21 protein-coding genes and 1 tRNA gene are annotated in these 26,727 nt (G+C 65.9%); 14 read left to right on the forward strand and 8 right to left on the reverse strand.

All coding sequences use genetic code 11. The annotated features are described in order from the left end of the window. Positions 1-93: 93 nt before the first annotated feature. On the forward strand, positions 94-228 hold the full coding sequence (locus ACSR87_RS11890) for a hypothetical protein (protein WP_498530611.1): 135 nt from the start codon (positions 94-96) through the stop codon (positions 226-228). An 89-nt stretch (positions 229-317) separates the two neighbouring features. Here ACSR87_RS11890 and pan1 read toward each other — a convergent pair whose 3' ends face one another. Continuing rightward, positions 318-1,535 (reverse strand): proteasome-activating nucleotidase Pan1, encoded by a 1,218-nt coding sequence (gene pan1, locus ACSR87_RS11895; RefSeq protein WP_004064311.1) that lies wholly within the window; start codon positions 1,533-1,535, stop codon positions 318-320. Between the two features lie 171 nt (positions 1,536-1,706). On the opposite strand from pan1, the gene ACSR87_RS11900 reads away from it, so the two are divergent. The 4 genes from ACSR87_RS11900 to rad50 are packed head-to-tail and all read left to right on the forward strand — an operon-like array spanning position 1,707 to position 6,410. Further along, a complete protein-coding gene (locus ACSR87_RS11900) occupies positions 1,707-1,976 on the forward strand; it encodes a helix-turn-helix domain-containing protein (protein WP_004044086.1) in 270 nt (89 codons plus the stop codon). A gap of 26 nt (positions 1,977-2,002) precedes the next feature. Further along, positions 2,003-2,410, forward strand: coding sequence for a DUF7966 family protein (locus tag ACSR87_RS11905; RefSeq protein WP_498530612.1), 408 nt, complete (start codon positions 2,003-2,005; stop codon positions 2,408-2,410). After that, positions 2,407-3,732, forward strand: coding sequence for a DNA double-strand break repair protein Mre11 (mre11, locus tag ACSR87_RS11910; protein WP_498530613.1), 1,326 nt, complete (start codon positions 2,407-2,409; stop codon positions 3,730-3,732). Before ACSR87_RS11905 ends, mre11 begins: the two co-directional genes overlap by 4 nt. After that, entirely contained in the window at positions 3,729-6,410 is a 2,682-nt protein-coding gene (gene rad50 / locus ACSR87_RS11915; RefSeq protein WP_498530614.1) for a DNA double-strand break repair ATPase Rad50, read from the forward strand. The genes mre11 and rad50 overlap by 4 nt, the downstream gene beginning before the upstream one ends. 24 nt (positions 6,411-6,434) lie before the next feature. Here rad50 and ACSR87_RS11920 read toward each other — a convergent pair whose 3' ends face one another. Genes ACSR87_RS11920 through ACSR87_RS11930 form a run of 3 tightly spaced genes read right to left on the reverse strand, consistent with a single transcriptional unit; the run spans position 6,435 to position 7,664 of the window. Beyond that, positions 6,435-6,863, reverse strand: coding sequence for a DUF7346 family protein (locus tag ACSR87_RS11920; RefSeq protein ID WP_498530615.1), 429 nt, complete (start codon positions 6,861-6,863; stop codon positions 6,435-6,437). Between the two features lie 27 nt (positions 6,864-6,890). Next, the gene (locus ACSR87_RS11925) at positions 6,891-7,430 is read right to left on the reverse strand and encodes a DUF7322 domain-containing protein (protein WP_498530616.1); all 540 of its coding nucleotides are present in this window, start codon (positions 7,428-7,430) and stop codon (positions 6,891-6,893) included. A 48-nt stretch (positions 7,431-7,478) separates the two neighbouring features. Further along, positions 7,479-7,664 (reverse strand): DUF7331 family protein, encoded by a 186-nt coding sequence (locus tag ACSR87_RS11930; RefSeq protein WP_004044080.1) that lies wholly within the window; start codon positions 7,662-7,664, stop codon positions 7,479-7,481. 105 nt (positions 7,665-7,769) lie between these two features. On the opposite strand from ACSR87_RS11930, the gene ACSR87_RS11935 reads away from it, so the two are divergent. The 8 genes from ACSR87_RS11935 (at position 7,770) to ACSR87_RS11970 (ending at position 17,693) form a co-directional block, all read left to right on the forward strand. Beyond that, the gene (locus ACSR87_RS11935; protein WP_498530617.1) at positions 7,770-11,777 is read left to right on the forward strand and encodes a DNA polymerase domain-containing protein; all 4,008 of its coding nucleotides are present in this window, start codon (positions 7,770-7,772) and stop codon (positions 11,775-11,777) included. Between the two features lie 218 nt (positions 11,778-11,995). Further along, positions 11,996-12,901 (forward strand): ABC transporter ATP-binding protein, encoded by a 906-nt coding sequence (locus tag ACSR87_RS11940; RefSeq protein ID WP_498530618.1) that lies wholly within the window; start codon positions 11,996-11,998, stop codon positions 12,899-12,901. Positions 12,902-12,913: 12 nt separating this feature from the next. Beyond that, a complete protein-coding gene (sufB, locus tag ACSR87_RS11945) occupies positions 12,914-14,344 on the forward strand; it encodes a Fe-S cluster assembly protein SufB (protein WP_498530619.1) in 1,431 nt (476 codons plus the stop codon). Positions 14,345-14,347: 3 nt separating this feature from the next. After that, positions 14,348-15,556 (forward strand): Fe-S cluster assembly protein SufD, encoded by a 1,209-nt coding sequence (gene sufD, locus ACSR87_RS11950; RefSeq protein WP_498530620.1) that lies wholly within the window; start codon positions 14,348-14,350, stop codon positions 15,554-15,556. A 144-nt stretch (positions 15,557-15,700) separates the two neighbouring features. After that, positions 15,701-16,192 (forward strand): hypothetical protein, encoded by a 492-nt coding sequence (locus ACSR87_RS11955; protein WP_004064301.1) that lies wholly within the window; start codon positions 15,701-15,703, stop codon positions 16,190-16,192. A 4-nt stretch (positions 16,193-16,196) separates the two neighbouring features. After that, a complete protein-coding gene (locus ACSR87_RS11960) occupies positions 16,197-16,649 on the forward strand; it encodes a metal-dependent transcriptional regulator (protein WP_498530621.1) in 453 nt (150 codons plus the stop codon). 76 nt (positions 16,650-16,725) lie between these two features. Continuing rightward, positions 16,726-16,829, forward strand: a tRNA-Gln gene (locus ACSR87_RS11965). A gap of 105 nt (positions 16,830-16,934) precedes the next feature. Further along, complete coding sequence (locus ACSR87_RS11970) at positions 16,935-17,693, forward strand: FkbM family methyltransferase (RefSeq protein ID WP_498531061.1); 759 nt, start codon at positions 16,935-16,937, stop codon at positions 17,691-17,693. A gap of 38 nt (positions 17,694-17,731) precedes the next feature. Here the strand turns inward: ACSR87_RS11970 and ACSR87_RS11975 are convergent, their stop codons facing one another. Beyond that, entirely contained in the window at positions 17,732-18,451 is a 720-nt protein-coding gene (locus tag ACSR87_RS11975) for an alanyl-tRNA editing protein (protein ID WP_498530622.1), read from the reverse strand. Positions 18,452-18,646: 195 nt separating this feature from the next. Here ACSR87_RS11975 and ACSR87_RS11980 point away from each other — a divergent pair, with 195 nt between their 5' ends. Further along, complete coding sequence (locus ACSR87_RS11980; protein ID WP_004044070.1) at positions 18,647-19,339, forward strand: HD domain-containing protein; 693 nt, start codon at positions 18,647-18,649, stop codon at positions 19,337-19,339. 46 nt (positions 19,340-19,385) lie between these two features. On the opposite strand, the gene ACSR87_RS11985 is transcribed toward ACSR87_RS11980, so the two are convergent. The 3 genes from ACSR87_RS11985 to proS all read right to left on the reverse strand — a co-directional run bounded on the left by ACSR87_RS11985 (position 19,386) and on the right by proS (position 26,648). Further along, positions 19,386-20,375, reverse strand: a complete 990-nt coding sequence (locus tag ACSR87_RS11985) for an NAD-dependent epimerase/dehydratase family protein (protein WP_498530623.1) — start codon at positions 20,373-20,375, stop codon at positions 19,386-19,388. A 113-nt stretch (positions 20,376-20,488) separates the two neighbouring features. Continuing rightward, positions 20,489-25,024 carry a glutamate synthase large subunit gene (gene gltB, locus ACSR87_RS11990; RefSeq protein WP_498530624.1) on the reverse strand — a complete coding sequence of 1,512 codons (4,536 nt, stop codon included), beginning with the start codon at positions 25,022-25,024 and terminating at the stop codon, positions 20,489-20,491. Positions 25,025-25,181: 157 nt separating this feature from the next. Next, positions 25,182-26,648 carry a proline--tRNA ligase gene (gene proS, locus ACSR87_RS11995; RefSeq protein ID WP_498530625.1) on the reverse strand — a complete coding sequence of 489 codons (1,467 nt, stop codon included), beginning with the start codon at positions 26,646-26,648 and terminating at the stop codon, positions 25,182-25,184. Positions 26,649-26,727 lie beyond the last annotated feature (79 nt).

Below are 26,727 nucleotides of genomic sequence, written 5' to 3' on the forward strand. Positions count from 1 at the left end.
CGGTTTCAGTCGTTCGGGTTCCGGTGGTCGCCGCGGCGGTCGTCGGAGCCGAAACACCGACGATTTATCATCTACGACCGCGACTGGGCGACCATGTCCGCGTTCGAACTCCCCGGCCGGCGCGAATCGTGGCTGACCGCGGCCGCGACGCTCGGCGGCTACGGGCTCATCCTCACGGCGATGTTCCTCGCGCTGTTCGTCCTGCCGTACGTCGCGTTCGCGGCGTAGTCACTCGCCGGTCGGCGTCGCGCGAAAAGTGAATCCGAACGGAGTCGAAATCCGAACTCGGGCGGAACGAAACGTGGCTCGCGCGTCGGTTACGCGAACGCGCGGGAGACTTCGGTCTCGTCCGAGGCTTCCTGCTGTATCTTCTCCCAGGCGTCGACGAAGTCCTGCATGAATATCTCCGTGCGGTCGTCGCGGATGGCGAACATCCCGGCTTCCGTACAGACGGCCTTGATGTCGGCACCGGAGGCGTTGTCGGCCATCTCGGCGAGTTCGACGAAGTCCACGTCGTCGGAGACGTTCATCTTCCGGGTGTGAATCTGGAAGATTATCTCGCGGCCGTCCTCGTTCGGCTTGGGCACCTCGATGAGGCGGTCGAACCGACCGGGGCGGAGAATCGCGGGGTCGAGCATGTCGAAGCGGTTGGTCGCCGCGATGATGCGGATGTTGCCGCGCTCGTCGAAGCCGTCCATCTCGGCGAGGAGCTGCATCATCGTGCGCTGGACCTCGGCGTCGCCGGAGGTCTTCGAGTCCGTGCGCTTCGAGGCGATGGCGTCTATCTCGTCGATGAAGATGACGGCGGGCTCGTTCTCGCGGGCGACTTCGAACAGGTCGCGGACGAGCTTCGCGCCCTCGCCGATGAACTTGTGCACCAGCTCGGAGCCGGCCATCTTGATGAACGAGGCGTTCGTCTGGTTGGCGACGGCCTTCGCGAGCATCGTCTTCCCGGTGCCTGGCGGGCCGTAGAGGAGCACGCCCGACGGCGGGTCGATGCCGACCTCAGCGAACATCTCGGGGCGGTCGAGCGGCATCTCGACCGTCTCGCGGACCTCCTGCATCTGCTCTTCGAGGCCGCCGATGTCCTCGTAGGTCACGTCGGGGCTGTGTTCGACCTGCATCACGCGCGCCCGGACGTCCGTCTCCTTGTCGAGTCGCTTGACGATGGAGAGGGAGTTGTTCACGGCGACGCGCGCGTCGGGTTCGAGCTCTTCGCGCATCTCGTCGGTCACTTCGGTGAGGGCCTCTTGGTTGTTACCGTGCTGCTTGATGATGACCCCCTCGTCGGTGATTTCCTGAACCGTCGCAACGAAGAGCGGCGACTGCTTGAGCTTCTTGTTCTCGTGGGTAAGGCGCTCGAGCTTCTGTTGATACTTGTTGTTCTCGGCGTTCGTGTCGAGGAGCTTGTCGCGCATCTCCTCGTTCTGCGTTTCGAGAACTTCGAGCCGCTCTTGAAGGGCGGTGATCTTCTCCTGCTGCGACGCCGAGTCCTTATCGTAGGGGAGATCGACGTCGTCCACAGTATCGGTCATCATCCGGCATAGGGTGCAGGTTCATAAGAGGCTTCGGGTGTGTGAGGGATTCGCCGCCTAGGGGGCGTCTGCCGCCCGGATGACGAGTCTGACGCGTGTCACACAAATTCTTACCAGTAATAAATCTGGATAGCAAATATTATCTAATAGCATTGCTTGGTGTATCGTACGATGAGCACTACGGAAGCAGTCGAACGCGAGTCCGAACCCGACGCAGACGACCGCTGGGCGTCGGTTCGGGACATGCCCCCGAGCGCCAAGTTGGTCGCGAAGATTCTCGACTACGAGGACACGCTCACCCAGAGCCAAATCGCCGAGGAGTCGCTTCTGCCCCCACGAACCGTCCGCTACGCGCTCTCCCGACTGGAAGACGAGGGCGCGGTCGACTCCCGGTTTTCGTTCTCCGACGCGCGCAAGCGCCTCTACACGCTCAACATTTAAACCCGAACGCGCGGCCACGTCGTCGTATGTCTTCGCCCGCTCCCGACGATGTCGGCCGCGCTCTCTCCGCGCTCGCCGACGCTGACGCCGATACCGGCGACCGACCCGAGTCGCGCCCGCCCGCCGCAGTCGTCGCCGAGGCGCGTGACGCCTTCCAATCGCTTTCTGCTGCCGCCCGCTTTCTCTCCGACGGCGGTGAACTGACGCTCCGCCGAGCGGTCGGTGAGGCCGCCCGACGGGGACACCACGACTGCGCGCGCCGCGGGCGGTCGCTTCTCGCGGACCTCAACCGACTCCACGTCGCGCTCGCGGACGCCGCCGACGAGTCGGACCGGGCTTCTCGCGCCGCCGAGCGGCGACCGCGGGACGCCGACCACTTCCGCTCCGGTCGCACAACCGTTTTCAGCGGCGGTGGCGAACCGAGTGATAGATGACACGGGTGATACACACCGGCGACACCCACATCGGGTATCAGCAGTACCACTCGCCGGAGCGCCGACAGGACTTCCTCGACGCCTTCGAGCGGGTCGTCGCGGACGCGCTCGACGGAGATGTGGACGCCGTCGTCCACGCGGGCGACCTCTACCACGACCGCCGTCCCGAACTCCCCGACCTCCTCGGGACGCTCGCCGCGCTCCGCCGCCTCGACGACGCCGGGATTCCCTTCCTCGCCATCGTCGGCAACCACGAGTCGACCCGCGGCGGGCAGTGGCTCGACCTCTTCGAGCGCCTCGGACTGGCGACGAGACTCGGGCGCGACCCCCACGTCGTCGGCGACGTGGCGTTCTACGGCCTCGACCACGTGCCGCGCTCCCGCCGCGACGAACTCGACTACCAGTTCGACCCCGCCGATGCCGAGCGTGCGGTGCTCGTCGCCCACGGGCTGTTCACGCCCTTCGCGCACGCCGACTGGGAGACCGAAACCGTCCTCGCCGAGTCGAACGTCGACTTCGACGCGGTCCTCCTCGGCGACAACCACGTCCCCGACACCGCCGAACTCGGCGGGACGTGGGTGACCTACTGCGGCTCGACCGAACGCGCGAGCGCGAGCGAGCGAGACCCCCGCGGGTACAACCTCGTCGAGTTCACGCCCGAGGCAGTCGACATCCGCCGGCGAACCCTCGAAACGCGCCCGTTCGCGTTCGTCGAGGTCGACCTCGCCGGCGACGAGGGTATCGAACGCGTCCGCCAGCGCGTCCGCGAGTTCGACCTCGAAGACGCGGTCGTCATCGTCGAACTGCGGGGCGAGGGCGAAACCGTCACGCCCGCGGCGGTCGAGTCGTTCGCCGTCGAGGAGGGCGCACTCGTCGCCCGAGTCAACGACAAGCGCGACATCGACGACGACGGCGAACTGGCGACCGACGTGACCTTCTCCGACCCCGACGACGCGGTGCGCGAGCGGGTCCGCGAGATGGGCCTGTCGAGCGCCGCTCTCGACGTGGACGAGACGGTCCGCGCGAGCAAGGTCGCCGACTCGAACGTCCGCGACGAGGTCCGCGAGCGCGTCGAATCGCTGCTCTCAGACGACCCGGACGCCTTCGTCGCCGCCGGGCGCGAGAGCGACGCCGAAGCCGAGGAATCGGAGAGCGTCGAGGACGCGGCGGACGCCGAAGCGGTGGCGGCCGTCGAAGACACAGCCGAGACGGCCGCCGAAGCGGCGACCGACACCGACACCGAGACGGCGACCGACACCGACTCGGAGACCGCCGCGGACCCCGCGGCGAGCCGCGACAGTTCGCTGGGTGATTTCGCGTGAGATTCACCCGAATCGCCATCCGGAACTTCAAACCCTACGAGGACGCCGAACTCGACCTTCGGGACGGCGTCACGGTCATCCACGGCGTCAACGGCAGCGGCAAGTCGTCGCTCCTCGAAGCGTGTTTCTTCGCGCTCTACGGCTCGAAGGCGCTTGCGGGGACGCTCGAAGACGTGGTGACGACGGGCGCGGACGACGCCGAAATCGCGCTCGAATTCGTCCACGACGGCGGCGAGTACCGTATCGACCGCCGGATTCGCGTCTCCGGCGACCGCGCGACCACCGCCAAGTGCGTCCTCGACGGCCCCGAGGGAACCGTCGAAGGCGCGCGCGACGTTCGCCGGCACGTCGCGTCGCTCCTGCGGATGGACGCCGAGGCGTTCGTGAACTGCGCGTACGTCCAGCAGGGCGAGGTCAACAAGCTCATCAACGCGACGCCGAGCCAGCGCCAGGACATGATAGACGACCTCCTGCAACTCGGAAAGCTCGAGACGTACCGCGAGCGCGCCGGCAACGCCCGGCTCGGGGTCGAAGACGTGCTGACGAAAAAGCGGAGCGTCCTCGAAGACGTCGAGTCGCAAATCGAGGCCAAGGAGGACGCGGACCTCCACGCGACGCTCAACGCGCTCGAATCCGAACTCGACTCCCTCGACGAGGAGATTTCGAACTACGAGAGCCAGCGCGACAAGGCGAAGTCGGCGCTCGACGCCGCCGAGGCGACGCTCGACGAACACGCCGAAAAGCGGGAGCGACTCGACGAAATCGAGTCGGCCATCGAGGACCTGACCGCGAAAATCTCCGCCGACGAGACGAAGCGCGACGACCTCTCGGAGCGCGTCCGGGAACTCGACGCCGCCGCCGACGAACTCGAATCGGACATCGACGACGCCCTCGGTCGGACCGACCTCGACGACGCGAACGACGAGGCGATAGCCGACGCGCGGGAGGCGCTGTCGGAGCGCGAATCCGAGCTGCGGGACGACCTCTCCGAGGCGCGGACGCGGGCACAGGCGTTCGAGACGCAGGCCGAGCGCCTCCGCGAGCGCGCAGACGACCTCGAATCGCGCGCCGGGGAGAAACGCGAGGCCGCCGCCGCCGACGCGGAAACCGCCGCCGAGGCCGAGCGGGAACTCGAATCCTTCCGCGAGACGCGCGCGGAGCTTCGGTCGGCGCTCGACGACGCCGAAGCGCGGTTCGAAGACGCGCCCGTCGAACTCGGCGAGGCCGCCGACCTGCTCGAAGAACGACGGGAGGCGCGCTCCGAGGCCCGCGAGTCGCTCGCGGAGACGGAGACCGACCTGAAGAACGCGCGCGAGCGCCTGGCCGAGGCCGAGCGCCTCCGCGACGCGGGCAAGTGTCCCGAGTGCGGCCAGCCGGTCGCGGGGTCGCCCCACGTCGACGCTATCAGCGAGCGCGAGGCCGCGGTCGAGTCGCTGGAAGCCGACCTCGAATCGCTCGAATCGGCGGTCGAGTCGCGCTCGGCGGCCGTCGAAGCGGCCGAGGCACTCGTCGAGGTCGAGACTCGCGCGAGTTCCCGGCTCGACAGACTCGACCTCGTGGAAGAACGCATCGCCGACCGCGAGGAGACGGTCGCGAGCCGCCGCGAGGCCGCCGAAGAAAAGCGCGAGGCCGCCGCGGAACTCGAATCGGAGGCCGAGGAGAAACGCGAGGCCGCGACGACGCAGGCCGAGCGGGCCGAGGAGGTCGCAGAGACGGTCGCATCGCTCGAATCGGACCTCGACACCCTCGGTGACCGGCGCGACCGACTCGACCGCGTCGAATCGCTGGTCGACGCGCGAGCCGAGAAAATCGACGCGCGGGACCGACTCCGCGAGAAGCGAGAGACGCTCGCCGAGGTGAACCGCGAACGCCGCGAACACCTCCGCGAGCGCCGCGAGCGCCGCGACGAACTCCGCGAGACGGTCGACGAGGAGGCCGTCGAGGGGGCGAAACAGCGCAAGAAAAACGCCGCGGCGTACCTCGAACGGGTCGAAGACGAGGTGTTGCCCGAGCTACGCGACAAGCGCGACGAACTCCAGAGCCGCGTCGGCGGCGTCGAGGCCGAACTCGAACAGTTGGACGACCTCCGGGAGCGGCGCGACCACCTCACCGAGCGCGTGGACGCCCTCAAATCGGTCCACGAGGAGGTCTCGACGCTCGAATCGACCTACGGCGACCTCCGGGCGGAGCTTCGCCAGCGCAACGTCGAGGTGCTCGAACGGATGCTCAACGAGACGTTCGACCTCGTCTACGCCAACGACGCCTACTCGCGCATCCGACTCGACGGCGAGTACGGGCTGACGGTGTTCCAGAAGGACGGCACCGCGCTCGAACCCGAACAGCTCTCGGGCGGCGAGCGCGCGCTGTTCAACCTCAGCCTCCGGTGTGCCATCTACCGGCTCCTCGCCGAGGGAATCGACGGCGCGGCCCCGCTCCCGCCGCTCATCCTCGACGAGCCGACGGTGTTCCTCGACGACGGCCACGTCTCGCGGCTGGTCGACCTCGTCGAGGACATGCAGAACCGCGGCGTCAAGCAGATTCTCATCGTCAGCCACGACGAAGACCTGGTCGGCGCGGCCGACGACCTCGTCCGCGTGGAGAAGAACCCGACGACGAACCGCTCGACGGTCGAGCGGACCGACGCGCCGATAGTCGAAGGCGCGCTCGCGGACGACTGAGGGCGGTCGTCCTCTCTTCGGCGCTTATTCGCTCGCCCGCAGCAGTTCGACCCCTTCTTTCGCGGTCTCGGTCGCCTCGTAGCCGCGCTCCCCGTAGACCGTGGTTTCGGCGACGAGGCCGGCGGCCCGGAACTCGGTCAGGAGACCGTGGAGGTCGCTCTCGCAGAGGTCGTAGGCTCCGAGGAGGTCGACCACGGGGAGCGGCCCGCGGTCGACGAGGTCGACGAGCAGGCCGAGGCCGCGCTCGGTCGGGACCGCGACGAGGATTTTCCGGACCGGTTCGGGGACGGCGCGCGCGGCGGTTTCGAGCGGGGACTCGCCGCTCACGGCTTCGAGGTCGTCGTTCGGCAGGTGCCGCTCCTCGCCGGTCTCCGGGTCGCGGACGCGACTGGCGTCGCTCGACTGCTTGATGAGGAGATACGTCCGGCCGTCGGGTCCGCGGACGGTTCGCATATGTCCCGGCGAAGGGCGCGGCGACTGTTAGCGGTTGCGCTCGGGGGCGTCTCCCTCGGGGTCGCTCGAATCACCGTCGTCCGCACCGTCCTCGTCGTCCCGCCACTCCCCTCGCTTGAACTTCCGGTAGATAGAGTAGACGCGGACGAGCACGACCGCGCCGAACAGAAACAGGCCGCCACCGAGGAGCGTGTCGCCGCGGAAGTAGACGAGCATCGGGCCGACCGTGAGCCCCGCGAGGCCGACGTTGGCGAGCACGACGCTCGCCCAGAACAACCGGGCGACCTCGGGGTTCACGTCGGGGGAGAACTCCGGCGCGTCGTCGCCGTCGCCATCCGGGTCCTCGCCGTCGTCGGCGTCTTCGCCGGGGATGCGGACGCGGGGAATCGTCGGGAGGTCCGTCTCGGGGTTCCCCCAGCGGGTTTCCGGGTCCCAGCGGGCCTCGGGGTCGCCCCACCGTTTTTCGGGGTCGATTTTCGAGGCCACGTCCTCCGACGGAGGCGTCGCGTCGTCGTCCTCGGCTGTCGCGTCGGCGGCCGGCCCCTCGCGTCGCTCGTCGTCCGTCACGCTCGCGTCGAGACGCCGTGCCGAGAAAAAGTGTCCGTTTCGGCCGAGTCAGGCGCAGTCGTCGAGGCGCATCGAACTCGAGGCCTCGACCCACGCGAGTGGGTTCTCCGCGTCGTAGAACACCACGCCACCGTCGATATCGTAGGATTCGACCGTCTCGGCTCCCGTCGGACCAGTCGGTCCGTCGCCGTCGATCGTGCCATCCCACCGCTCCGGAGTTGCGTGGTCGGTCATATCGTGTGCCAAGGAATGTCATACATAGATAAATGTCTTTCCGTGGTTCCGGGTGCGGTTCGCGGAAACGCCGGGGTTTTTAGCCGCGCCGCCGAAGCGATTGCCATGACGCAGACGGGTCTGACCGACTTCGGGGGAAACGACGCCGACGGCGCGGGCGACGCGCGGCCTGACGAGGAGGCCGCCATCGTCGCCGGCGACGCCGGCCAGCACGTCTCCGACGTCGTCGACACGGACGAGGTGCGGTTTCCCGACCCGGACGGGACGGTCGAACTGGCCGTCACGCAGGTCGATTACACCATCGAAGGCGCGGGCCGCGACGAGTACCCGGTGATTCACATCTTCGGTCGGACGGAAAACGACGAGACCGAACACGTCCGCGTACTCGGATTTCGGCCGTACTTCTACGCCCCCACCGACAGCCTCGACGACGACGCCCTCGACAAGGACGTAATCACCGGCAGCGAGGACGGCTACGAGAGTATCCGCGGCGAGGAGCTGACGAAGATTTTCGGCCGCACCCCCCGCGACGTCGGTCAGATTCGCGACGAGTTCGACCACTACGAGGCGGACATCCTCTTTCCGAACCGCCTGCTCATCGACAAGGACATCAAAGGCGGCGTCAGCGTCCCCGAGCGTCGCCTCGACGACGGGACGATTCAGATTCCCCACCAGGAAGTCGCGCCCGCGGAGGTCGACGCGAACCTCCGGGTGAACACCTTCGACATCGAGGTCAACGACCGGAACGGCTTCCCCGAGGAGGGCGAAGAGCCGATTATCTGTCTGACCAGCCACGACTCCTACCGCGACGAGTACGTCGTCTGGCACGCCGTGGCCGACGAGGGCCTTGGCAAGCGCCCCGACGCGTTGCCGAACTACGACTTCCTCGGGGAGGACGGAGACGTGGAGGTCAGGACGTTCGACGAGGAGGCCGCGATGCTCGACGCCTTCCTTTCGTACATCGAGGAGACCGACCCCGACATCCTCACCGGGTGGAACTTCGAGGACTTCGACGCGCCGTACTTCCTCGACCGCTTGGAGGAAGTCGACAAGCGGACCGACCTGAACCTCGACTATAACCGCATCTCGCGGCTCGGCGAGGTGTGGCGCGGCGGCTGGGGCGGCCCGGACATCAAGGGTCGCGTCGTCTTCGACCTGCTGTACGCCTACAAGCGAACCCAGTTCACCGAACTCGAATCCTACCGCCTCGACGCGGTGGGCGAACTCGAACTCGACGCGGGCAAGGAGCGCTACTCGGGCGACATCGGTGACCTCTGGGAGGAAGACCCCGAACGCCTGCTCGAATACAACCTCCGCGACGTGGAGCTGTGCGTCGAAATCGACCGAAAGCAGGACATCATCGCCTTCTGGGACGAGGTGCGGACGTTCGTCGGCTGTAAGCTCGAAGACGCGCCGACGCCCGGCGACACCGTCGACATCTACGTGCTCCACAAGGTCCACGGCGAGTTCGCGCTCCCCTCGAAGGGGAAACAGGAGTCGGAGGACTACGAGGGCGGAGCCGTCTTCGACCCCATCACGGGCGTCAAGGAGAACGTCACGGTGCTCGACCTGAAGTCGCTGTATCCGATGTGCATGGTGACCATCAACGCGTCGCCGGAGACGAAGGTCGACCCCGAGAGCTACGACGGCGAGATGTTCCGCGCACCCAACGGGACGCACTTCCAGCAGGAACCCGACGGCATGATTCGGGAGATGGTCGACGAACTCCTCACCGAGCGGGAGGAAAAGAAGTCGCTGCGGAACTCCCACGACCCCGGGTCGTCGCAGTACGAGCAGTTCGACCGCCAGCAGGCCGCGGTGAAGGTCATCATGAACTCGCTGTACGGCGTCCTGGGCTGGGACCGCTTCCGTCTCTACGACAAGGAGATGGGCGCGGCGGTGACGGCGACCGGTCGGAAAGTCATCGAGTTCACGGAGCAGGCGGCGAACCAAATCGGCTACGACGTGGCCTACGGCGACAGCGTGACGGGAGATCGCCCGGTCGTCGTCAGAGACCCCGGTGGGACTGTTCGAATCCTTCCTATCGAGGACTTGTTTGCCCGCGGAACGACTGAATCTGAGGTACTCATCGCTGCCGACGGGGACGTCGTCGCAAGTGCCACTCCCGGGAAGACCCGCCGAGCGCTCGACGGGTGGGACGCCCTCTCTGTGAACGAAGATGGAGAGGCGGAGTGGCAACCGATTGCGCAGGCGATTCGCCATAAAACGGACAAACCGGTGGTGAACCTCCAACACAAGTTCGGTGAGTCGACGACGACGAGAGACCACTCGTACGTCGTCCCCGGTGACGACGGCCTCACAACTGTCTCTCCGGACGACGTGGCGGAGCCGTATCGCGTCTCCGGGGTGCCCGACGTCGAGCCCGTCGAGCGGGTCGACGTCTACGAGGTCCTTCGTGGGTACGAACGCGAGTACGAGGACGGACGGAGCGTCGGGAGCGATAATTCGATAACGAAGCGGAAACAAATCCACGCGGACGACGAGTATGTCTGGTTCGGCCACGAGCACCACCGAGACGTCGACTCGACCGTCAAAGTCAAACGATTCGTCGATATCGACAGCGAAGATGGTGCAGCACTCGTTCGGCTCCTCGGTGCGTACGTCCCTGAAGGAAGCGCATCCACTGGCGAGACGGCGGCGTCGAAATTCGGGGCGAGTATCGCTGAATCCGACCGTGAGTGGCTAGCCCAACTCCAACGAGATTACTCTCGACTGTTCGAGAACACGACCGCCGGTATCACTACGAGCGACCGACGAGCGGAGCGAACCGCCGAGTATCAAACGGACACCGGCGGTGCGTCGGTCACGTACAATGACGAGACGCTGAAACTGCAGATGATGAACGAACTCGCTGCTGTGTTCTTCCGCGAGTTCGCAGGGCAGACGTCGCGTGGTAAACGGATCCCCTCATTCGTCTTCCACCTTCCTGAGGAGAAGCAAGACTTGTTCCTGACGTTGCTCGTCGAAGGCGACGGGTCTCGCGAATTCCCACGATACACCGAAGCGTACGCACAGCGGAACTTCGACTTCGAGACGACGAGCCGAGAACTTGCTGCCGGTCTCTCGATGTTGCTCACGCAACGGGGGGAAAAACACTCGCTCAAGTATCGGGACAGCAAAGACTCGTACACTATTCGGACGTGTCGCTCCTACCGGGAAGGCCGAGACCCCGTGCTGACCGAAGTCGACCACGACGGCTACGTGTACGACCTGAGCGTCGAAGAAAACGAAAACTTCGTCGACGGTGTTGGAGGTATCGTCCTTCACAACACCGACAGCGTCATGCTCGAACTCGGCCCCGACGTGTCGAAAGAAGAAGCCATCGAGCAGTCGTTCGACATCGAAGAGCACATCAACGCCGCCTACGACGACTTCGCGCGCGACGAGTTGGGCGCCGACGAACACCGCTTCCAAATCGAGTTCGAGAAGCTCTACCGGCGGTTCTTCCAGGCGGGGAAAAAGAAGCGCTACGCGGGCCACATCGTCTGGAAGGAGGGCAAAGACGTCGACGACATCGACATCACGGGCTTCGAGTACAAACGGTCGGATATCGCACAGATAACCAAAGAAGTCCAGAAGAACGTCATCGACATGATCGTCCACGGTGAGGACACCGAGGTCATCAAGGACTACCTCCACGGCATCATCACGGACTTCGAGGCGGGGAACCTCCCGCTCGAACAGGTCGGCATCCCCGGCGGCATCGGCAAGCGCCTCTCGGCGTACGAGACGCCGACCGCGCACGTCCGCGGGGCGCAGTACGCCAACGCCTTCCTCGGGACGAACTTCGGCCGCGGGTCGAAGCCGAAGCGGGTCTATCTCAAGAAGGTCCACCCGTCGTGGTTCCGCGAGATGGAGACCGGCGAGTTCGACCCGCAGGTCGACGACCGCTACCGCGAGTTCAAGCGCGACCCCGACGTCATCTGCTTCGAGTACGCCGACCAGATTCCGGAGGCGTTCGAAGTCGACTGGGACACGATGCTCACCAAGACGCTCGAGGGGCCCATCTCCCGCGTCATCGAGGCGCTCGGGATGTCGTGGGACGAGGTGAAAAGCGGCCAGGAACAGACCGGCCTCGGGAGTTTCATGTGAGCGGTCGTCTCTCCGACTAACGAAACTATATTCGGTTACACAGACGACGGGGTCGTAACGTCGTTCGGCTGTTCGAAACCCGGACGTGCGTCGCGAATCGGCGTGATTTTTTGCGGATTTGAAAACAAATTTTCTTTCTCCAAAAGGTGGTGGGGGTGAATGCGCAAGCATTATGGGCGACACTCCCCACCATTCGAGTACGAGGCAACGAACCAACGATGGCAACTCTCGAGATCAAGAACCTCCACGCACGAGTCGCGGAGGAAGACGGTGAGCAGATTCTGCGAGGTGTCGACCTGGAAGTCAAATCCGGCGAGATCCACGCGCTGATGGGTCCCAACGGGTCCGGCAAGTCTACGACTTCTAAAATCATCGCCGGCCACCCCGCCTACGAGGTAACCGACGGCGAAATCCTCCTCCACCTGGAGGACGACGACTTCGGCGACCTCGAAATTCCGGACGACGCCCGCACGTGGAACCTTCTGGAACTGGAGCCGAACGAGCGCGCCGCGCTCGGTATCTTCCTCGGCTTCCAGTACCCCGCGGAAATCGAGGGCGTCACCATGACGAACTTCCTCCGCACCGCGCTCAACGCGAAGATCGACGAGCGCGAGGAACTCCTCTTCGGCGAGGACGACGAGGAAGCAGAAGAGGAAGCCGGCTACGACACCTCCCCGATGGAGGGGAACGTCGACGACGGCGAAGTCGGTGTCGCAGAGTTCCAGCAGCTCCTCAAAGAGAAGATGGAGCTTCTCGACATGGACGAGAAGTTCATGCAACGCTATCTCAACGCCGGCTTCTCCGGCGGCGAGAAGAAACAAAACGAGGTCCTTCAGGCCGCGATTCTCGAACCGTCGATTGCGGTGCTCGACGAGATCGACTCCGGTCTCGACATCGACCGCCTGCAGGACGTCTCGAAGGGTATCAACGCGCTGCGCGACGAGCAGGGCACTGGTGTCCTCCAGATCACTCACTACCAGCGTATCCTCGAATATGTCGAGCCGGACCACGTCCACATCATGCTGGACGGTAAGGTCGTCAAGAGCGGCGACGCGTCGCTCGCGTCCGAACTCGAAGACAAAGGCTACGACTGGGTCCGTGAGGAAGTGTACGAAGCCGCGTAATTCCCCAACATCATGAGTTCCGACCAAGACCACCTCAAAGAGACAGACACGGAAGCTCGCTTCGAGTTCAAGAAGGAGCAGAAGGCCGCGTTCGTGGCCGAGAAGGGTCTCACCGAAGAGACCATCCGCGTCATCTCGGAGGACAAAGACGAGCCCGAATGGATGCTCGAGCGCCGCCTTCGCGCGCTCAAGCAGTTCCAAAAGATGCCGATGCCGACCGACTGGCCCGGCCAGCCGGACCTCTCCGAGGTCAACGTGGACGAAATCGTCCCGTACATCCGACCCGACGTGGAAGTCCGCGGCGGCGTCGACGACTGGCGCGACCTGCCGGACGACATCAAGGACACCTTCGACAAACTGGGCATCCCGGAAGCCGAGAAGAACGCCCTCTCGGGCGTCGGCGCCCAGTACGAGTCCGAAGTCGTCTACCAGAACATGCAGGAGCGCTGGGAGGAGAAAGGCGTCGTCTTCATGAACATGGACCAGGCGGTCCAGGAGCACGAAGACATCGTCAAGGAGTACTTCATGACGAAGTGCGTCCCCCCGAGCGACAACAAGTTCGCCGCGCTCCACGGCGCAATCTGGTCCGGCGGCTCGTTCGTCTACGTCCCCGAGGACGTGACGGTCGAGATGCCGGTGCAGGCGTACTTCCGCATGAACTCCGAGGGCATGGGCCAGTTCGAGCACACGCTCATCGTCGCGGAGAAGGGCTCCGAAGTCCACTACATCGAGGGCTGTTCGGCCCCGAAGTACTCCGCGTTCAACCTCCACTCCGGCGGCGTCGAAGTGTTCGTCGGCGAGGACGCCCACGTCCAGTACTCGACCGTCCAGAACTGGTCGAAGAACACCTACAACCTCAACACCAAGCGCGCCATCGTCGAGAAGGGCGGCCGCATGGAGTGGATTTCGGGCTCGATGGGCTCGAAGGCCACCATGCTCTACCCGGCCTCGATTCTGAAGGGCCGCGGCGCCTCCGACAACCACATCACCATCGCCTTCGCGGGCGAGGGCCAGAACATCGACACCGGCGCGAAGGTGTACCACAACGCCCCCGAGACGAAGTCGACCATCGAGTCGAAGTCCATCTCGAAGGACGGCGGCCGCACGAACTACCGCGGTCTCGTCCACATCGCCAACGGCGCGAAGAACTCCTCGACTGCGGTCGAGTGTGACGCGCTCATGTTCGACAACGAGTCCACCTCGGACACGATGCCGTACATGGAGATTAACGAGTCCACGGTGGACGTCGCTCACGAGGCGACCGTCGGCAAGATCGGCGACGAGGACATCTTCTACCTCCAGTCGCGCGGTCTCGACGACGACGACGCGAAGCAGATGATCGTCTCCGGGTTCATCGAACCCATCACGGAGGAACTGCCCATCGAGTACGCGGTCGAACTCAACCGACTCGTCGAACTCGAGATGGAGGGTAGCCTCGGATAACCAATGAGTGCGCAACTTCCCGCGAACCTGTCCGCAGAGACGGTACGAGAGATTTCGGACGCACGGGACGAGCCGGAGTGGCTCCTCGAGGCCCGCCTCGACGCCCTCGAAGCCCTCGACGCGCTCGAACTGCCGGACGTCATCCAGACGCCCGGTCGCCGCTGGACCAACCTCGAAGCGCTCGACTTCGAGTCGCTCGTCGACCCGCTGAACCAGGCCGACGAGACGACCCGCGAGTCGCCCGAGGGCGTCGTCGTCCTCCCCTTCACGGAGGCGCTCGACGAGTACGGCGACCTCATCGAGGAGCGCTTCGGCTCGGTCGTCGCTCCCGACACGAACTACCTCACCGCCCTCTCGGCGGCGCTGTTCACGACGGGCACGTTCATCTACGTCCCCGAGGGCGTCGACGCCGAGGACGTGAAGATTCGCGCCGAGATGAACTCTCGGTCGCTGTTCAGCCACACACTCGTCGTCACCGAGAAGTCCTCGTCGGTCACCATCTTGGAGGCCATCGAGTCCGGCGACAGCGTCGACGACGCGCGGTACTTCTCGAACCTCGTCGAAATCGACGCGGGCGAGAACTCGTACGTCCAGTACGGCTCCCTGCAGAACCTCGACGAGGAGACGTACACGTACTCGCTCAAGCGCGCCGACGCCGACACCTACTCCACGGTCAACTGGATCGAGGGGAACCTCGGCTCGCGGCTCACCCGCAGCGACGTCGAGACCGAACTCAACGGCGAGGCGTCGGAGACGAAAATCGTCGGCGCCTTTTTCGGTCACGACGACCAGCACCTCGACGTCAACGCCCGCGTCTGGCACAAAGCCGAAAACACGACGGCCGACCTCGTGACCCGCGGCGTCCTCGACGACGAGGCGCGCTCGGTGTACGAGGGCGTCCAGGACGTCGGCCGCGACGCGTGGAGTACGAACTCCTACCAGCGCGAGAACACGCTGATGCTCTCGGACCAGTCCGAGGCCGACGCGTCGCCGAAGCTCATCATCAACAACCACGACACCGAGGCGTCCCACGCCGCCTCCGTCGGGCAGGTCGACGCCGAGGATCTCTTCTACATGGTCTCTCGGTCCGTCCCCGAAGAACAGGCCCGTAACATGCTCGTGGAGGGCTTCTTCGTGCCCGTCCTCGAAGAGATCGAAGTCGACGAGTTCCGCGACGACCTCGAAGAGCTCATCGCGGCGCGCCTGCGGTAGTCCGGCCTCCGCGGCGCGACTTCGCCGAGCGTTTTTTCTCCGGTCCCGTCGACCCGCGAGGGAACCGCTTAAGTCGGTTACTCCCGGAGAGGTGTGTATGTACGTCGCGGGACCGTGTCTTCGAACGTTGAGGGGGACGAGTCCATGAGCGTCGGCTATCAGGTCAGCTCGGACCACCAGCTCGCCCGACTCCTCCAGATCGGTATCGTCCTCGAAGAGGTCGTGGAGGCGCGCGCCTACCACCACCACGAGGAACTCGACGAAGACGCGCTCGACGAGGAGATTCGAGCCCTGCTTTCGCACGCCGCCGAGGAGTCCGCGGACCACCGCGAGCGCCTCGAAGCCGTCATCGACCGGCTGGAAGTCGACAGCGTCCCCTTCGAGGAGATAGAGGCGCTGGTCGAGGCCCAGTACGGCCAGACGAAGCCCGAAGACTTCGACGGCGTCCTCTACGACCAACTCTGCAACGAGGAGACCGCATACAAGTTCTACGACGACGTCATCGAGGCCATCGAGGCGAGCGAGGCACAGTTCTCTATCGACCGCGAGGAACTCGTCGCCACCCTGTCGGCGATTCGCGACGAGGAGGCCGAGGGGGTAGAAGAAGTGACGCGAATCATGGAAGACCGCGAGTGAAACGATGAACACGGCAGACCAATACGTCAAGGCGATTTACCTGCTGCAGGAGATGGAGAACGGCCCGGCGGCCACCGGCGCGCTCGCGGACATGATGGAGGTGAGTCCCGCGAGTGCGAACGAGATGATCGGCAAGCTCGAATCCCGCGGCCTCGCCGAACACGAGAAGTACAAGGGCGTCACCCTCACCGACGAGGGCATCGTCCGCGCCCGCGACGCGCTCCAGACCTACTGCATCATCGAGCGCTTCCTGTCGAACGTCCTCGACGTCGAGGAGTTCCGCGCGGAGGCGCGCGAACTCGAACCCGTCATCGACGGGATGATTGCGGAGCGACTCGACACCATCATCGACCGCAACTCCGAGTGTCCCGACTGTTTCGACCCAGAGACGGACGCCTGCGAGTATCTCGACGTGTGCGGCGCGGAACCCGAGACGGAGACGGAAGTCGCCGATTAGTCGCCGCCGACCACCGACCGGAACCGAAGCGTTTTCATTTACCAGCGGACAACCGACGAGTGGACGACATCACCGAAGTCCCGTGGTGTAGTGGCCAATCATAGCGGCCTTTGGATTGGTACGGTTCAATGCGTGCCGAGAAGACAGCCGCTGACGGCGGTTCGAATCCGCCCGGGACTACTCGACACTTCTCCGACGACTACCGCGAAGAGCGTGGCGCTTCGCCGCCGAGCGATTTTTATCGCCGCACAATGACAATACACTAACGTGTCTCTGCTACATCCGGTGTCGGTCGCTCGGCACCTCGCGTACACCCTCCACTACGCGCTCGTCCGGACGAACTACGAACGACGGCTCGTCGCCACGAAGAAACACGTCGGGCGGACGAGTTTCCGGAGCTACGAACTGTACAACCGTCACGGTAACGACGTGCTCCTGCAAGCGCTGTTGCTCGACCTCGACGGCGGCGACGTGGTCGTCGACGTGGGCGCGAACACGGGGACCTACACGCTCGCGGTCGCGGCCAGCGAACCCTCCGCGCAGGTCGTCGCCGTCGAGCCGCACCCCGAGGTCATCGACCAGTTGCGGGCGAACGTCGAGGTCAACGACTTCGACGACCGGGTGGACCTCCTCGACTGCGGCCTCGGCGAAACCGACGAATCCCGAGCGTTCCACCTGTCGAGTTACGACGAGTTGGGGTCGTTCTCGCGAGACCACGCGAGCGCGTGGGGGGCGCAGGTCGTCGACACGGCGTCGGTATCGATGCGGCGGCTCGACTCGCTCGTCGATTCCGGGACGGTCCCGCCGCCGGACCACCTGAAAGTTGACGTCGAAGGGTTCGGCCTGAACGTGCTCCGGGGGGCGGAAACGGTCCTTCGGGAGCACCGGCCGACGGTGTATTTCGAACTGCACGACGCCCGCGGGAGCCACGACGAGGCGGCAGCGAAGGCCCTGCTCCGGGAGTCGGGCTACGAGCTGGTTCCGGTCAAGGAAGGTTGGGTGTGCGAGCCGCGGGCGCGGACCGAGGCGACCCAGTCGGCGTAGTCGCGAGCGGTCAGTCGGGTTGAGCGGGGTCGAATCGGCTATTCGAGGACGAAGTTCACGCGCTCGTGAGCCGAGCCTTGGGTCGTCCGGCCGGCGACGGAGACCGTGCCGATATCGCCCGTCTTCGAGACGTGCGTCCCCGCGCAGGCGGTCCGGTCGAAGGGGTCGTCCGCGTCGCCGATTTCGACGATTCGGACCTCGCGAATCGAGTCCGGAAGCAGGTGTAGTCTGGTGCGGTCGGGGTCGAGCGTCGCTTCGGCCTCCTCGCGGTCGAGGCTGTACCACCGGACGGGGAGGTCGGACGCGACGAGGTCGTTCAGGCGCGTCTCGATGGTCCGGAGGTCGTCGCCGTCGAAGCGGTCGTATGCGCAGTCGAGATGTGCGTGGTCGGCGTACAGTTGGTTGCCGGTCGTCTCGGCGTCGAACTCGTCGAGGAGGACCGCAGAGAGGAGATGCTGGGCCGTGTGGTAGCGGCTGTGGGCGCGCCGCCGCGCCGCGTCGACGGCCCCCGTGAGGGTCGTCCCCGCTTCGGGCGCGTCGCTCGCGACGACGTGTTCGATTCGGTCGCGTTTCCGGACGTCCGTCACGTCCCACGTCTCCCCGCCGGCCGAGAGCGTCCCCGTGTCGTGCGGTTGGCCGCCGCCGGTCGGGTAGAAGTACGTCCGGTCGAGGACGACGCGGTCGGTTCCGCGGACCGTCTCGACGGTCGCCTCGAACTCGTGTGTCGTCGCGTCGTCGAGGTATCGTGCTTCGGTCACGTCGGGGTCGACGCGGGCGGGCGAGTTAACTCTCATCGATGTGCCAGCGATTCACATTGGCGGCCACGAGACCCGGTCTGTTCGCCCGAGAGCCCGGTTCCCGCGACTCAGGGTGGTCGTAACGCCTAAGAGTGGAACGACCCTCATTCCGTGTAATGAGAATACGCACGTGCCAACACCGACGGAGGTTCTGCCGTGGGCGTTGAAATCAAAGAGTCGGCGGTCTCCGACGCCGAGTTCGAGGATATGAAGCGTTTCGTCTCGGACTATCTCTCTGCGAGCGTCGAAAACGAAGACGACGGCGGGCGGATGCGCTGGTACCCGTGGCACTCCGCGGAGTACCGGTTCAACCACATCCTCAACGTCGTCGACCTCGCGACGCGCATCGCCGACCGCGAGGGCGCGGACGTGAACGTCGTTCGCGTGGCCGCCCTGTTTCACGACATCTCGAAGCTCGAAGCCGACCAGGAGGTCCACGCCGAGGAGGGCGCTCGCGTCGCCCGCGAGTTCCTCAGCAGCCACGGCGACTACCCCGACTCCTTCGTCGACCAGGTGTGTCAGGTCGTCTCCGACCACTCGTATCAGGGGCCGCTGACCGACGTGTCGCTCGAAACGCGCTGTCTCATCGAGGCCGACATCCTCGACAAAATCGGCGCGAACGGCACCGCGCTGATGCTCCTGCGGATGGGCTACGAGGCTCGGACCCACATGGACGCCGCCGAGATGGTCGAACGCGTCTTCGAGCGCGGCCGCGACGCCTCCGACCGGCTCGAAACCGACACCGCCCAGAGCTTCGCTCACCAGCGGCTCAAGCGCGTCAAGTGGTTCCGGGAGTGGCTCGAAGAGGAGGTCCCCGAGATGGACCACGACGGCCAGTTCAGCGGCTGAGCTCGTCGGAACCGCCGCCGCGTTTTTTCGAGCGAACTACCCCGCCTCAGAGCGTGTCGAGAATCGAGAGCACGCGCGCTTCGGCGTCGCGGCCGGGGTCGTGTTCCGCGCCGTCGCGGTCGCTGTCGCGGTGGTCGGCGACCGACCGGCGCATCGCCTCCTCGACGGGGGTGGACTCCCAGCCGAGACGGGCGAGTTTGTCCGTCGAGAGGACGTGCGGGTAGTCGCGGTAGAGGATGAAGTCGTCCATCGAGAGGCCGGCCGCGGCGAGTTCACGCTCGCCCGCGTGGACGACCTCGACGCCGGTGCCGGCGGCGTCAGCGATGACTTCGACCATCTCTTCGAGCGTCACGAGCCGTCTGTCACCGACGTTGTAGGCCTCGCCCGCTTCGCCCTCCTCGGCGACGACGCGCATCGCGCTCGCCACGTCCTCGACGTAGGCGCGGTGCCAGACGTTCGTCCCGTCGCCGGGGACGACGACGCGGTCGTAGTTCAGCACGCGGTCGATCCAGTAGTCGAGGCGCTCGGTGTAGTCTTCGGGGCCGTAGACGATGCAGGGCCGGACGGACATCGCGTTGATGCCCCGCGAGGCCGCCTCGAAGACGACCCGGTCGCCCTCGGCTTTCCGCGGGCCGTAGCTCGCACCCGAGTCGTCTGTCGCCTGCTCGTCGGTACAGTCGCACAGCGGCGTCTCGCCCTCGCGCTTCGGAATGACCTCGCTTCCGTAGGCCGCGCCGCTGGAGATGTAGACGTAGGCGTCCACGTCGGCGAAGATGTCGACCGCCGAGGCGACCTCCGCGGGCTTGTACGCCACGCAGTCGAACACCGCGTCGGGTTCGACGGTCAGTTTCGCGGTCCGGAGCGCCTCGTCGTCGGTTCGGTCGCCTTGGACGTGCTGGACGCGCGGGTCGTCCTCGAAGGGGTTGTCGTGGTTCCCGCGGTTGAAGATGGTCACGGCGTAGCCGCTGTCGAGGAGTTCCGAGACGAGGTGGCGGCCGATGAATCGCGTACCGCCGATGACGAGTGCGTTGTCCATGTCCCGGTCGAAGGCGCGCGTGGTGAAAAACGTGAGAGAATCGGTTGCGGGTGCCGGGAACCGCTCGCCGTTAGCGGCGGTTCGAGACGGGCGGGTCCGTCTCCGTCTCCGTCTCAGTCGTCGCTCGTCGTCGCCGCGCCGACTCTGTCGGCTCCGGCGTCGACGATTGCGCCAGCCTTGGCGGGGAGTTCGTTGCGGACGTCCTCGCGGCCGTCTTCGGCGATGACCTCGGCGTAGGCGTCGGGCATCACCTTCACGAAGTCGCCGAGGACCGACTGCCAGTCGTCGAGCAGCTCGGCCGCGCGGTCGGAGTCGGTGTACGTGCGGTGGTTCTCGACGAGTCGGGTGAGCATCGCCTCGTCCTTGTCGTCGAGGTGGTCTTCGAGCGTCACCATCTCGGTGTTCGCCTTCGCGGCGAACTCGTCGTCGGGGTCGTAGACGTAGGCTACGCCGCCGGACATCCCCGCGGCGAAGTTGCGCCCCGTCTCCCCGAGGACGGCGACGACGCCGCCGGTCATGTACTCACAGCCGTGGTCGCCGACGCCCTCGACGACCGCCTTCACGCCGGAGTTGCGGACGCCGAAGCGCTCGCCCGCGAGGCCGTTGACGTAGCACTCGCCCTGCGTCGCGCCGTAGAGGGCGACGTTGCCGATGAGGATGTTTTCGGCGGCCTCGTAGTTGGCTTCGGCGGGCGTGTCGACGATGACGCGGCCGCCGGAGAGGCCCTTGCCGACGTAGTCGTTGGCGGCCCCGGTGAGCCGCATCGTGACGCCGCGGGCGAGGAAGCCGCCGAACGTCTGACCGGCGATGCCGTCGAACTCACAGCGGATGGTGTCGTCCGGGAGTCCCTCGCCGCCGTGGGCGTTCGAGATGCGGTTCGAGAGCATCGCGCCGACCGCGCGGTCGACGTTCGAGAGGTCGCGGCGGATGACGACCGGCTCGCGGTTCTCGATGGCGTCTGCGGCCTCGTCGATGAGTTTGTGGTCGATGTGGGTCTCGATGTCCGCGTGGACCTGGTCTTCGGTCTTGCGGCGCGCGCCCGTCTCGGGCTCAGCCAGCACCGACGAGAGGTCGAGGTGCTTCGCCTTCTCGTGGTCCGTCTCGACCTGCCGGAGCAGCGAGGGACGACCGATCATCTCGTCGAGCGAGGTGAAGCCGAGGTCGGCCATGATTTCGCGGAGCTCCTGTGCGATGAACGTCATGTAGTTGATGACGTGGTCGGGCTCGCCGGGGAAGCGGCGGCGCAGGTTCTCGTCCTGCGTGGCGACGCCGACCGGGCAGGTGTTCTCGTGGCACTGGCGGGCCATCACGCAGCCCGAGGTGACGAGCGATGCGGTCCCGAAGACGTACTCCTCGCCGCCGAGGAGGGCGGCGATGGCCACGTCGCGGCCGGTCTTCATGCCGCCGTCGACGGAGACGCGGATGCGGGAGCGAAGCCCCGTCGCGCGGAGCATCTGGTTGGCCTCGGCGAGGCCGAGCTCCCACGGGAGTCCCGCGTTCTTGATGGAAGTCTTGGGCGACGCGCCGGTGCCGCCGTCGTAGCCGGAGATGTGGACCACGTCGGCTTTCGCCTTCGAGACGCCGGCGGCGATGGTGCCGATGCCGGCCTCGGAGACGAGCTTGACGTTGATGTCGGCGTCGGGGTTGGCCGACTTCAGGTCGAAGATGAGCTGCTTGAGGTCCTCGATGGAGTAGATGTCGTGCAGCGGCGGCGGCGAGATGAGGCCGACGCCCGGCGTCGCGTAGCGGACGTGCGCAATCATCTCGTTTACCTTCTTGCCGGGGAGGTGGCCGCCCTCGCCGGGCTTCGAGCCCTGCGCCATCTTGATCTGAATCTCGTCGGCCGACGAGAGGTAATGCGAGGTGACGCCGAAGCGGCCGGAGGCGACCTGCTTGACGTTGCACTCCTTTTCGGTGCCGAAGCGCTCCGGCGGTTCGCCGCCCTCGCCGGAGTTGGACTTGCCGCCGATGCGGTTCATCGCGATGGAGTTGTTCTCGTGGGCCTCCGGCGAGAGGCTGCCGAGCGACATCGCGGCCGTCGAAAAGCGCTTGACGATGTCCTCGACGGGTTCGACCTCGTCGATGTCCACCGGCTCGCGGTCGGAGTCGAATTCGAGGAGGCCGCGGAGCGCCTTCAGCTGCTTCGACTGGTCGTTGACCAGCTCCGCGAACTCCTTGTACTTCTCGTAGTCGCCGGCGCGGACGGACTGCTGGAGCGTGCCGACGGTCTGGGGGTTCCAGCCGTGGTGGATGCCGGCCGAGCGGTTCTCGTACTCGCCCTGTCGTTCGAGCTTCGGGTCCGCGCCGAACGCGGCGGCGTGACGGGTCAGCAGGTCCTCTTCGATAACGTCGAGGCCGATACCCTCGGTGCGGATTTCGGTGCCCTCGAAGTACTCGGCGACGAAGTCGGATTCGAGGCCGACGGCTTCGAAAATCTGCGCGCCGCGGTAGCTCTCGACCGTCGAGATGCCCATCTTTGCCATCGTCTTGAGCAGGCCGTCTTCGAGCGCGTGGACGTACGCGTCGATGGCCTCGCCCTCGTCGGCCCCGTCGGGGCCGGCGACGACATCCTCGATGGTCTGGTAGGCGAGGTAGGGGTTCACCGCGCCCGCGCCGTAGCCGACGAGCGTGGCGAGGTGGTGGACCTCGCGGGGGTCGCCGGACTCGACGACGAGGCCGGCGTGGTTCCGGAGGCCGTTGCGGACGAGGCTGTGGTGGACCGCGCCCGTCGCGAGCAGGCTCGGGATGGCGACGCGGTCGGGGCCGACCGCGCGGTCGGAGAGGACGACGATGTCCGCGCCGTCTTCGATGACCGCCTTGGCCTCGTCGCGGACGGCCTCGATGGCCTCGCGGATGTCGCCGCCTTTCTCGTAGGTGATGTCGACGACTTCGCTCCGCATGTCGTCGTCGAGGTCCTTGATGGCCGCCGTCTCGGCGTCCGTGAGGACCGGCGAGTCGAGGACGAGCTGACGCGCGTGCTCGGGTGACTCGTCGAGGAGGTTACGCTGGCAGCCGAGCCGCGACTCCAGGCTCGTCACGAGCTTCTCGCGGATGTAGTCGATAGGCGGGTTCGACACCTGCGCGAACAGCTGCTTGAAGTAGGTAAACAGCGGGCGGTTGAGGTCCGACAGCACCGAAAGCGGCGTGTCGTCGCCCATCGAGCCGACGGGGTCTTTGCCGTCGCGGGCCATCGGCTCTATCATGTGGTTGAGCTGGTCGTGCGTGTAGCCGAACGCCGCCTGCGTCGCGCGGAGCGACTCGACCTGTCCGCGCGAGGTTGAGTCGGTGTCGCCGGCGATGTCGTCGAGATGGCGCTGCTGTTGGTCGACCCACTCGCCGTACTTCTCGTCGGTGAGGGAGTCGAACACTTCGGCGTCGGGGATGACGCGCCCCTCGTCGGGGTCGGCCATGAAAATCTCGCCGGGCTGGAGGCGACCGCGGGATTCGAGTTCCGCGGGGTCGGTGTCGAGCGCGCCGACCTCGCTGGCGACGATGAGGCGGCCGTCGGTCGTCACCTCGTAGCGACACGGACGGAGGCCGTTGCGGTCGAGGACGGCGGCGATGCGGTCGCCGTCGGTCGCCGCGACGAGCGCGGGGCCGTCCCACGGCTCGACCAGTGAGGCGTGGAAGTCGTACCAGTCGCGGCGCGCCTGGCCCATCGCGTCGTCGTTGCGGTACGCCTCGGGGATGAGCATCCGCAGGACGTGCGGGAGTTCGCGGCCGCTCTTGAGGAGCAGTTCGACCACGTTGTCCACGCTCGCGGTGTCGGACTGGTCGGCCTTCGTGATGGGCATGAGCGTCTCGATGTCGTCGCCGAAGGCCTCGTGCTGGAGGTCCGTCTCGCGGGCGCGCATCCAGTTGACGTTGCCGCGGATGGTGTTTATCTCGCCGTTGTGGATGACCTGGCGGTACGGGTGGGCGAGATGCCACGCGCCGAGCGTGTTGGTGGAGAATCGCGCGTGCACGAGCGCGAGTTCGGTCACCATCCGCTCGTCGCTGAGGTCGGGATAGTAGTTCGGGAGCTGTTCGGCCGTGAGCAGTCCCTTGTAGACGATGGTCTTGCGGTCGAGCGAGCAGACGTAGAACCGTCCCGCGCCCTCGATAGCGAGGTCGTCGACCGCCTTCTCTGCGGCTCGACGGGCGAGGTACAGCGCCCGGTCGAACTCGTCCGCGGTCATCCCGTCTGCCGGCTCGACGAACAGTTGCCAGACGTCGGGCTCCGATTCGAGCGCGGTCGCGCCGAGTTCTGCGTTGTCGGTCGGCACGTCGCGCCAGTCGAACACGGAGAGCCCGTGGTCGGCCAGCGAGTCCTCGACAACCGCCGAAACGCGCTCGCGAACCTCGTCGTCGGTCGGCATGAACACCGAACCGGCCGCGTAGAGGTCCGGAAGCTCGGATTCGAGGACGGCTTCGAAGAACTCGTCGGGTCGTTGCAGCAGGATACCCGCCCCGTCCCCGGTGTTTTCCTCAGCGCCCGTGGTGCCGCGGTGCTCGAGGTTCTCCAGGAGTTCGAGGCTGTCTGCGACGACTCGGTGCGAGGCGCCGTTTTCGAGGTCTACGACGGCCCCAACGCCGCAGTTCGACCGCTCGTCGGTCGGGTCGGCTAACCCGTCCTGAGCGAAGGGTGCGTCTATGTGTGGCTTGGTCATACGCCAATAGTACGGCTACCCGCATAAGCAACTTTTCCTGAAACCATAAGGGTGTTACAATGTCATATAAGGATGTATCCATACATAGTATGGAGACTAATGATGATTCGACGGACGACGAAAAATATGAACAATCGTGTAAAACTGGGCGGCCGGTTCAGTAGGACTTCGCGAAGTACGCCGTCTCCTCGGCGTCGTCGCCGCAGACCGCGCAGTCCTCGCCGTCGTGAATCTCCGCGTCCTCGTCGTTCAGGGGCACCATGACGATTTCGGCGGCGATTTGCTCCTTAATCTCGTCCTCGCAGGCCTCGTCGCCGCACCACGGCGCTTTCACGTAGCCGCCGTGCTGGCCGATGGTGCCGAGAATCTCGTTGCGCTCGGACGCCTCGCGGACGTTTTCTTCGAGGTTCTCCTCCGCGGCGGCGTAGAGCTTCGCGTACACCTCGTCGAACTGCGCTTGGACGGCCTCGGCGATGTTCTCGCGGTCGAGTTCGACCGACTCGCCGTCGGGGCGGTGGACGGCCGTGACGACGTCGTCGTCGACCTCGTTCGGGCCGATTTCGAAGCGGACGGGGACGCCCTTGAGCTCCCACTCGTTGAACTTGAAGCCGGGGTTGCGCTCGTCGCGGGCGTCGAGTTCGACGCGGACGCCGGCGGCTTCGAGCTCGTCGGCGATGTCCTCGGCGTACTCGAGGACCTTCTCCTGCGTGTCGGCCTGCCAGATGGGGACGATGACGACCTGTTCGGGCGCGATAGTCGGGGGCAGGACGAGCCCCTGGTCGTCCGAGTGCGTCATGATGAGCGCGCCGAGCGAGCGCCACGACAGCCCCCACGAGGTCGTGTGGGCGGGCTCTTCGTCCTCGTCTTCGGTCGTGTAGGTGAGGTCGAACGCCTCTGCGAAGGAGGTGCCGAGGTAGTGGGAGGTGCCGGCCTGCACGGACTTGCCGTCGGGCATGAGCGCCTCGACGGTCGTCGTCGTGTCCGCGCCGGGGAACTTGTCGTGTTCCGGCTTCGCGCCGCGGAGCACGGGGATGGCGAGTACGTCCTCGTAGAGCGACTGGTACTGCGAGAGGCGGGTCATCGTCTCGTCCCACGCGCCGTCGCGGGTCTCGTGGGCCGTGTGACCTTCCTGCCAGAGGAACTCCTTGGTGCGGAAGAACGGCTTCGTCTCGGTCGCTTCCCAGCGCACGACGGAGGCCCACTGGTTCACGCGGAGCGGGAGGTCGCGGTGGCTACGGACCCACTGGGCCATGTAGGGTGCGATGATGGACTCGGAGGTCGGGCGGACGGCGAGGCGCTCTTCGAGTTCTTCGTGGCCGCCGTGGGTGACCCACGCCACCTCGGGGTCGAATCCCTCGACGATGTCCTTCTCGCGTTCGAGGTAGCTCTCGGGGATAAACAGCGGGAAGTACGCGTTCTGGACGCCCGTCTTCTTGAACTCGCCGTCGAGGTAGTTCTGGATGGACTCCCACAGCGCGTAGCCGCGCGGGCGAGTCACGATGAAGCCGCTCATGCCCTCCGGGCCGTAGTTCGCGAGGCCCGCCTTCTGGACGACCTCGGCGTACCACTCGCCGGTGTTGTACTGCTTCGACTCGGTGATTCCGAGTTCCTGCTCGTCGCTCATTGCCCATCGGTAGCCGCAGCGAACCCTTAAACGCCCCGAAGGTGCCGGCGCGCCGCCCCGCCGCGCGGACCATCTCTCG

The organism is Haloferax sp. SDI50 (assembly GCF_059802635.1).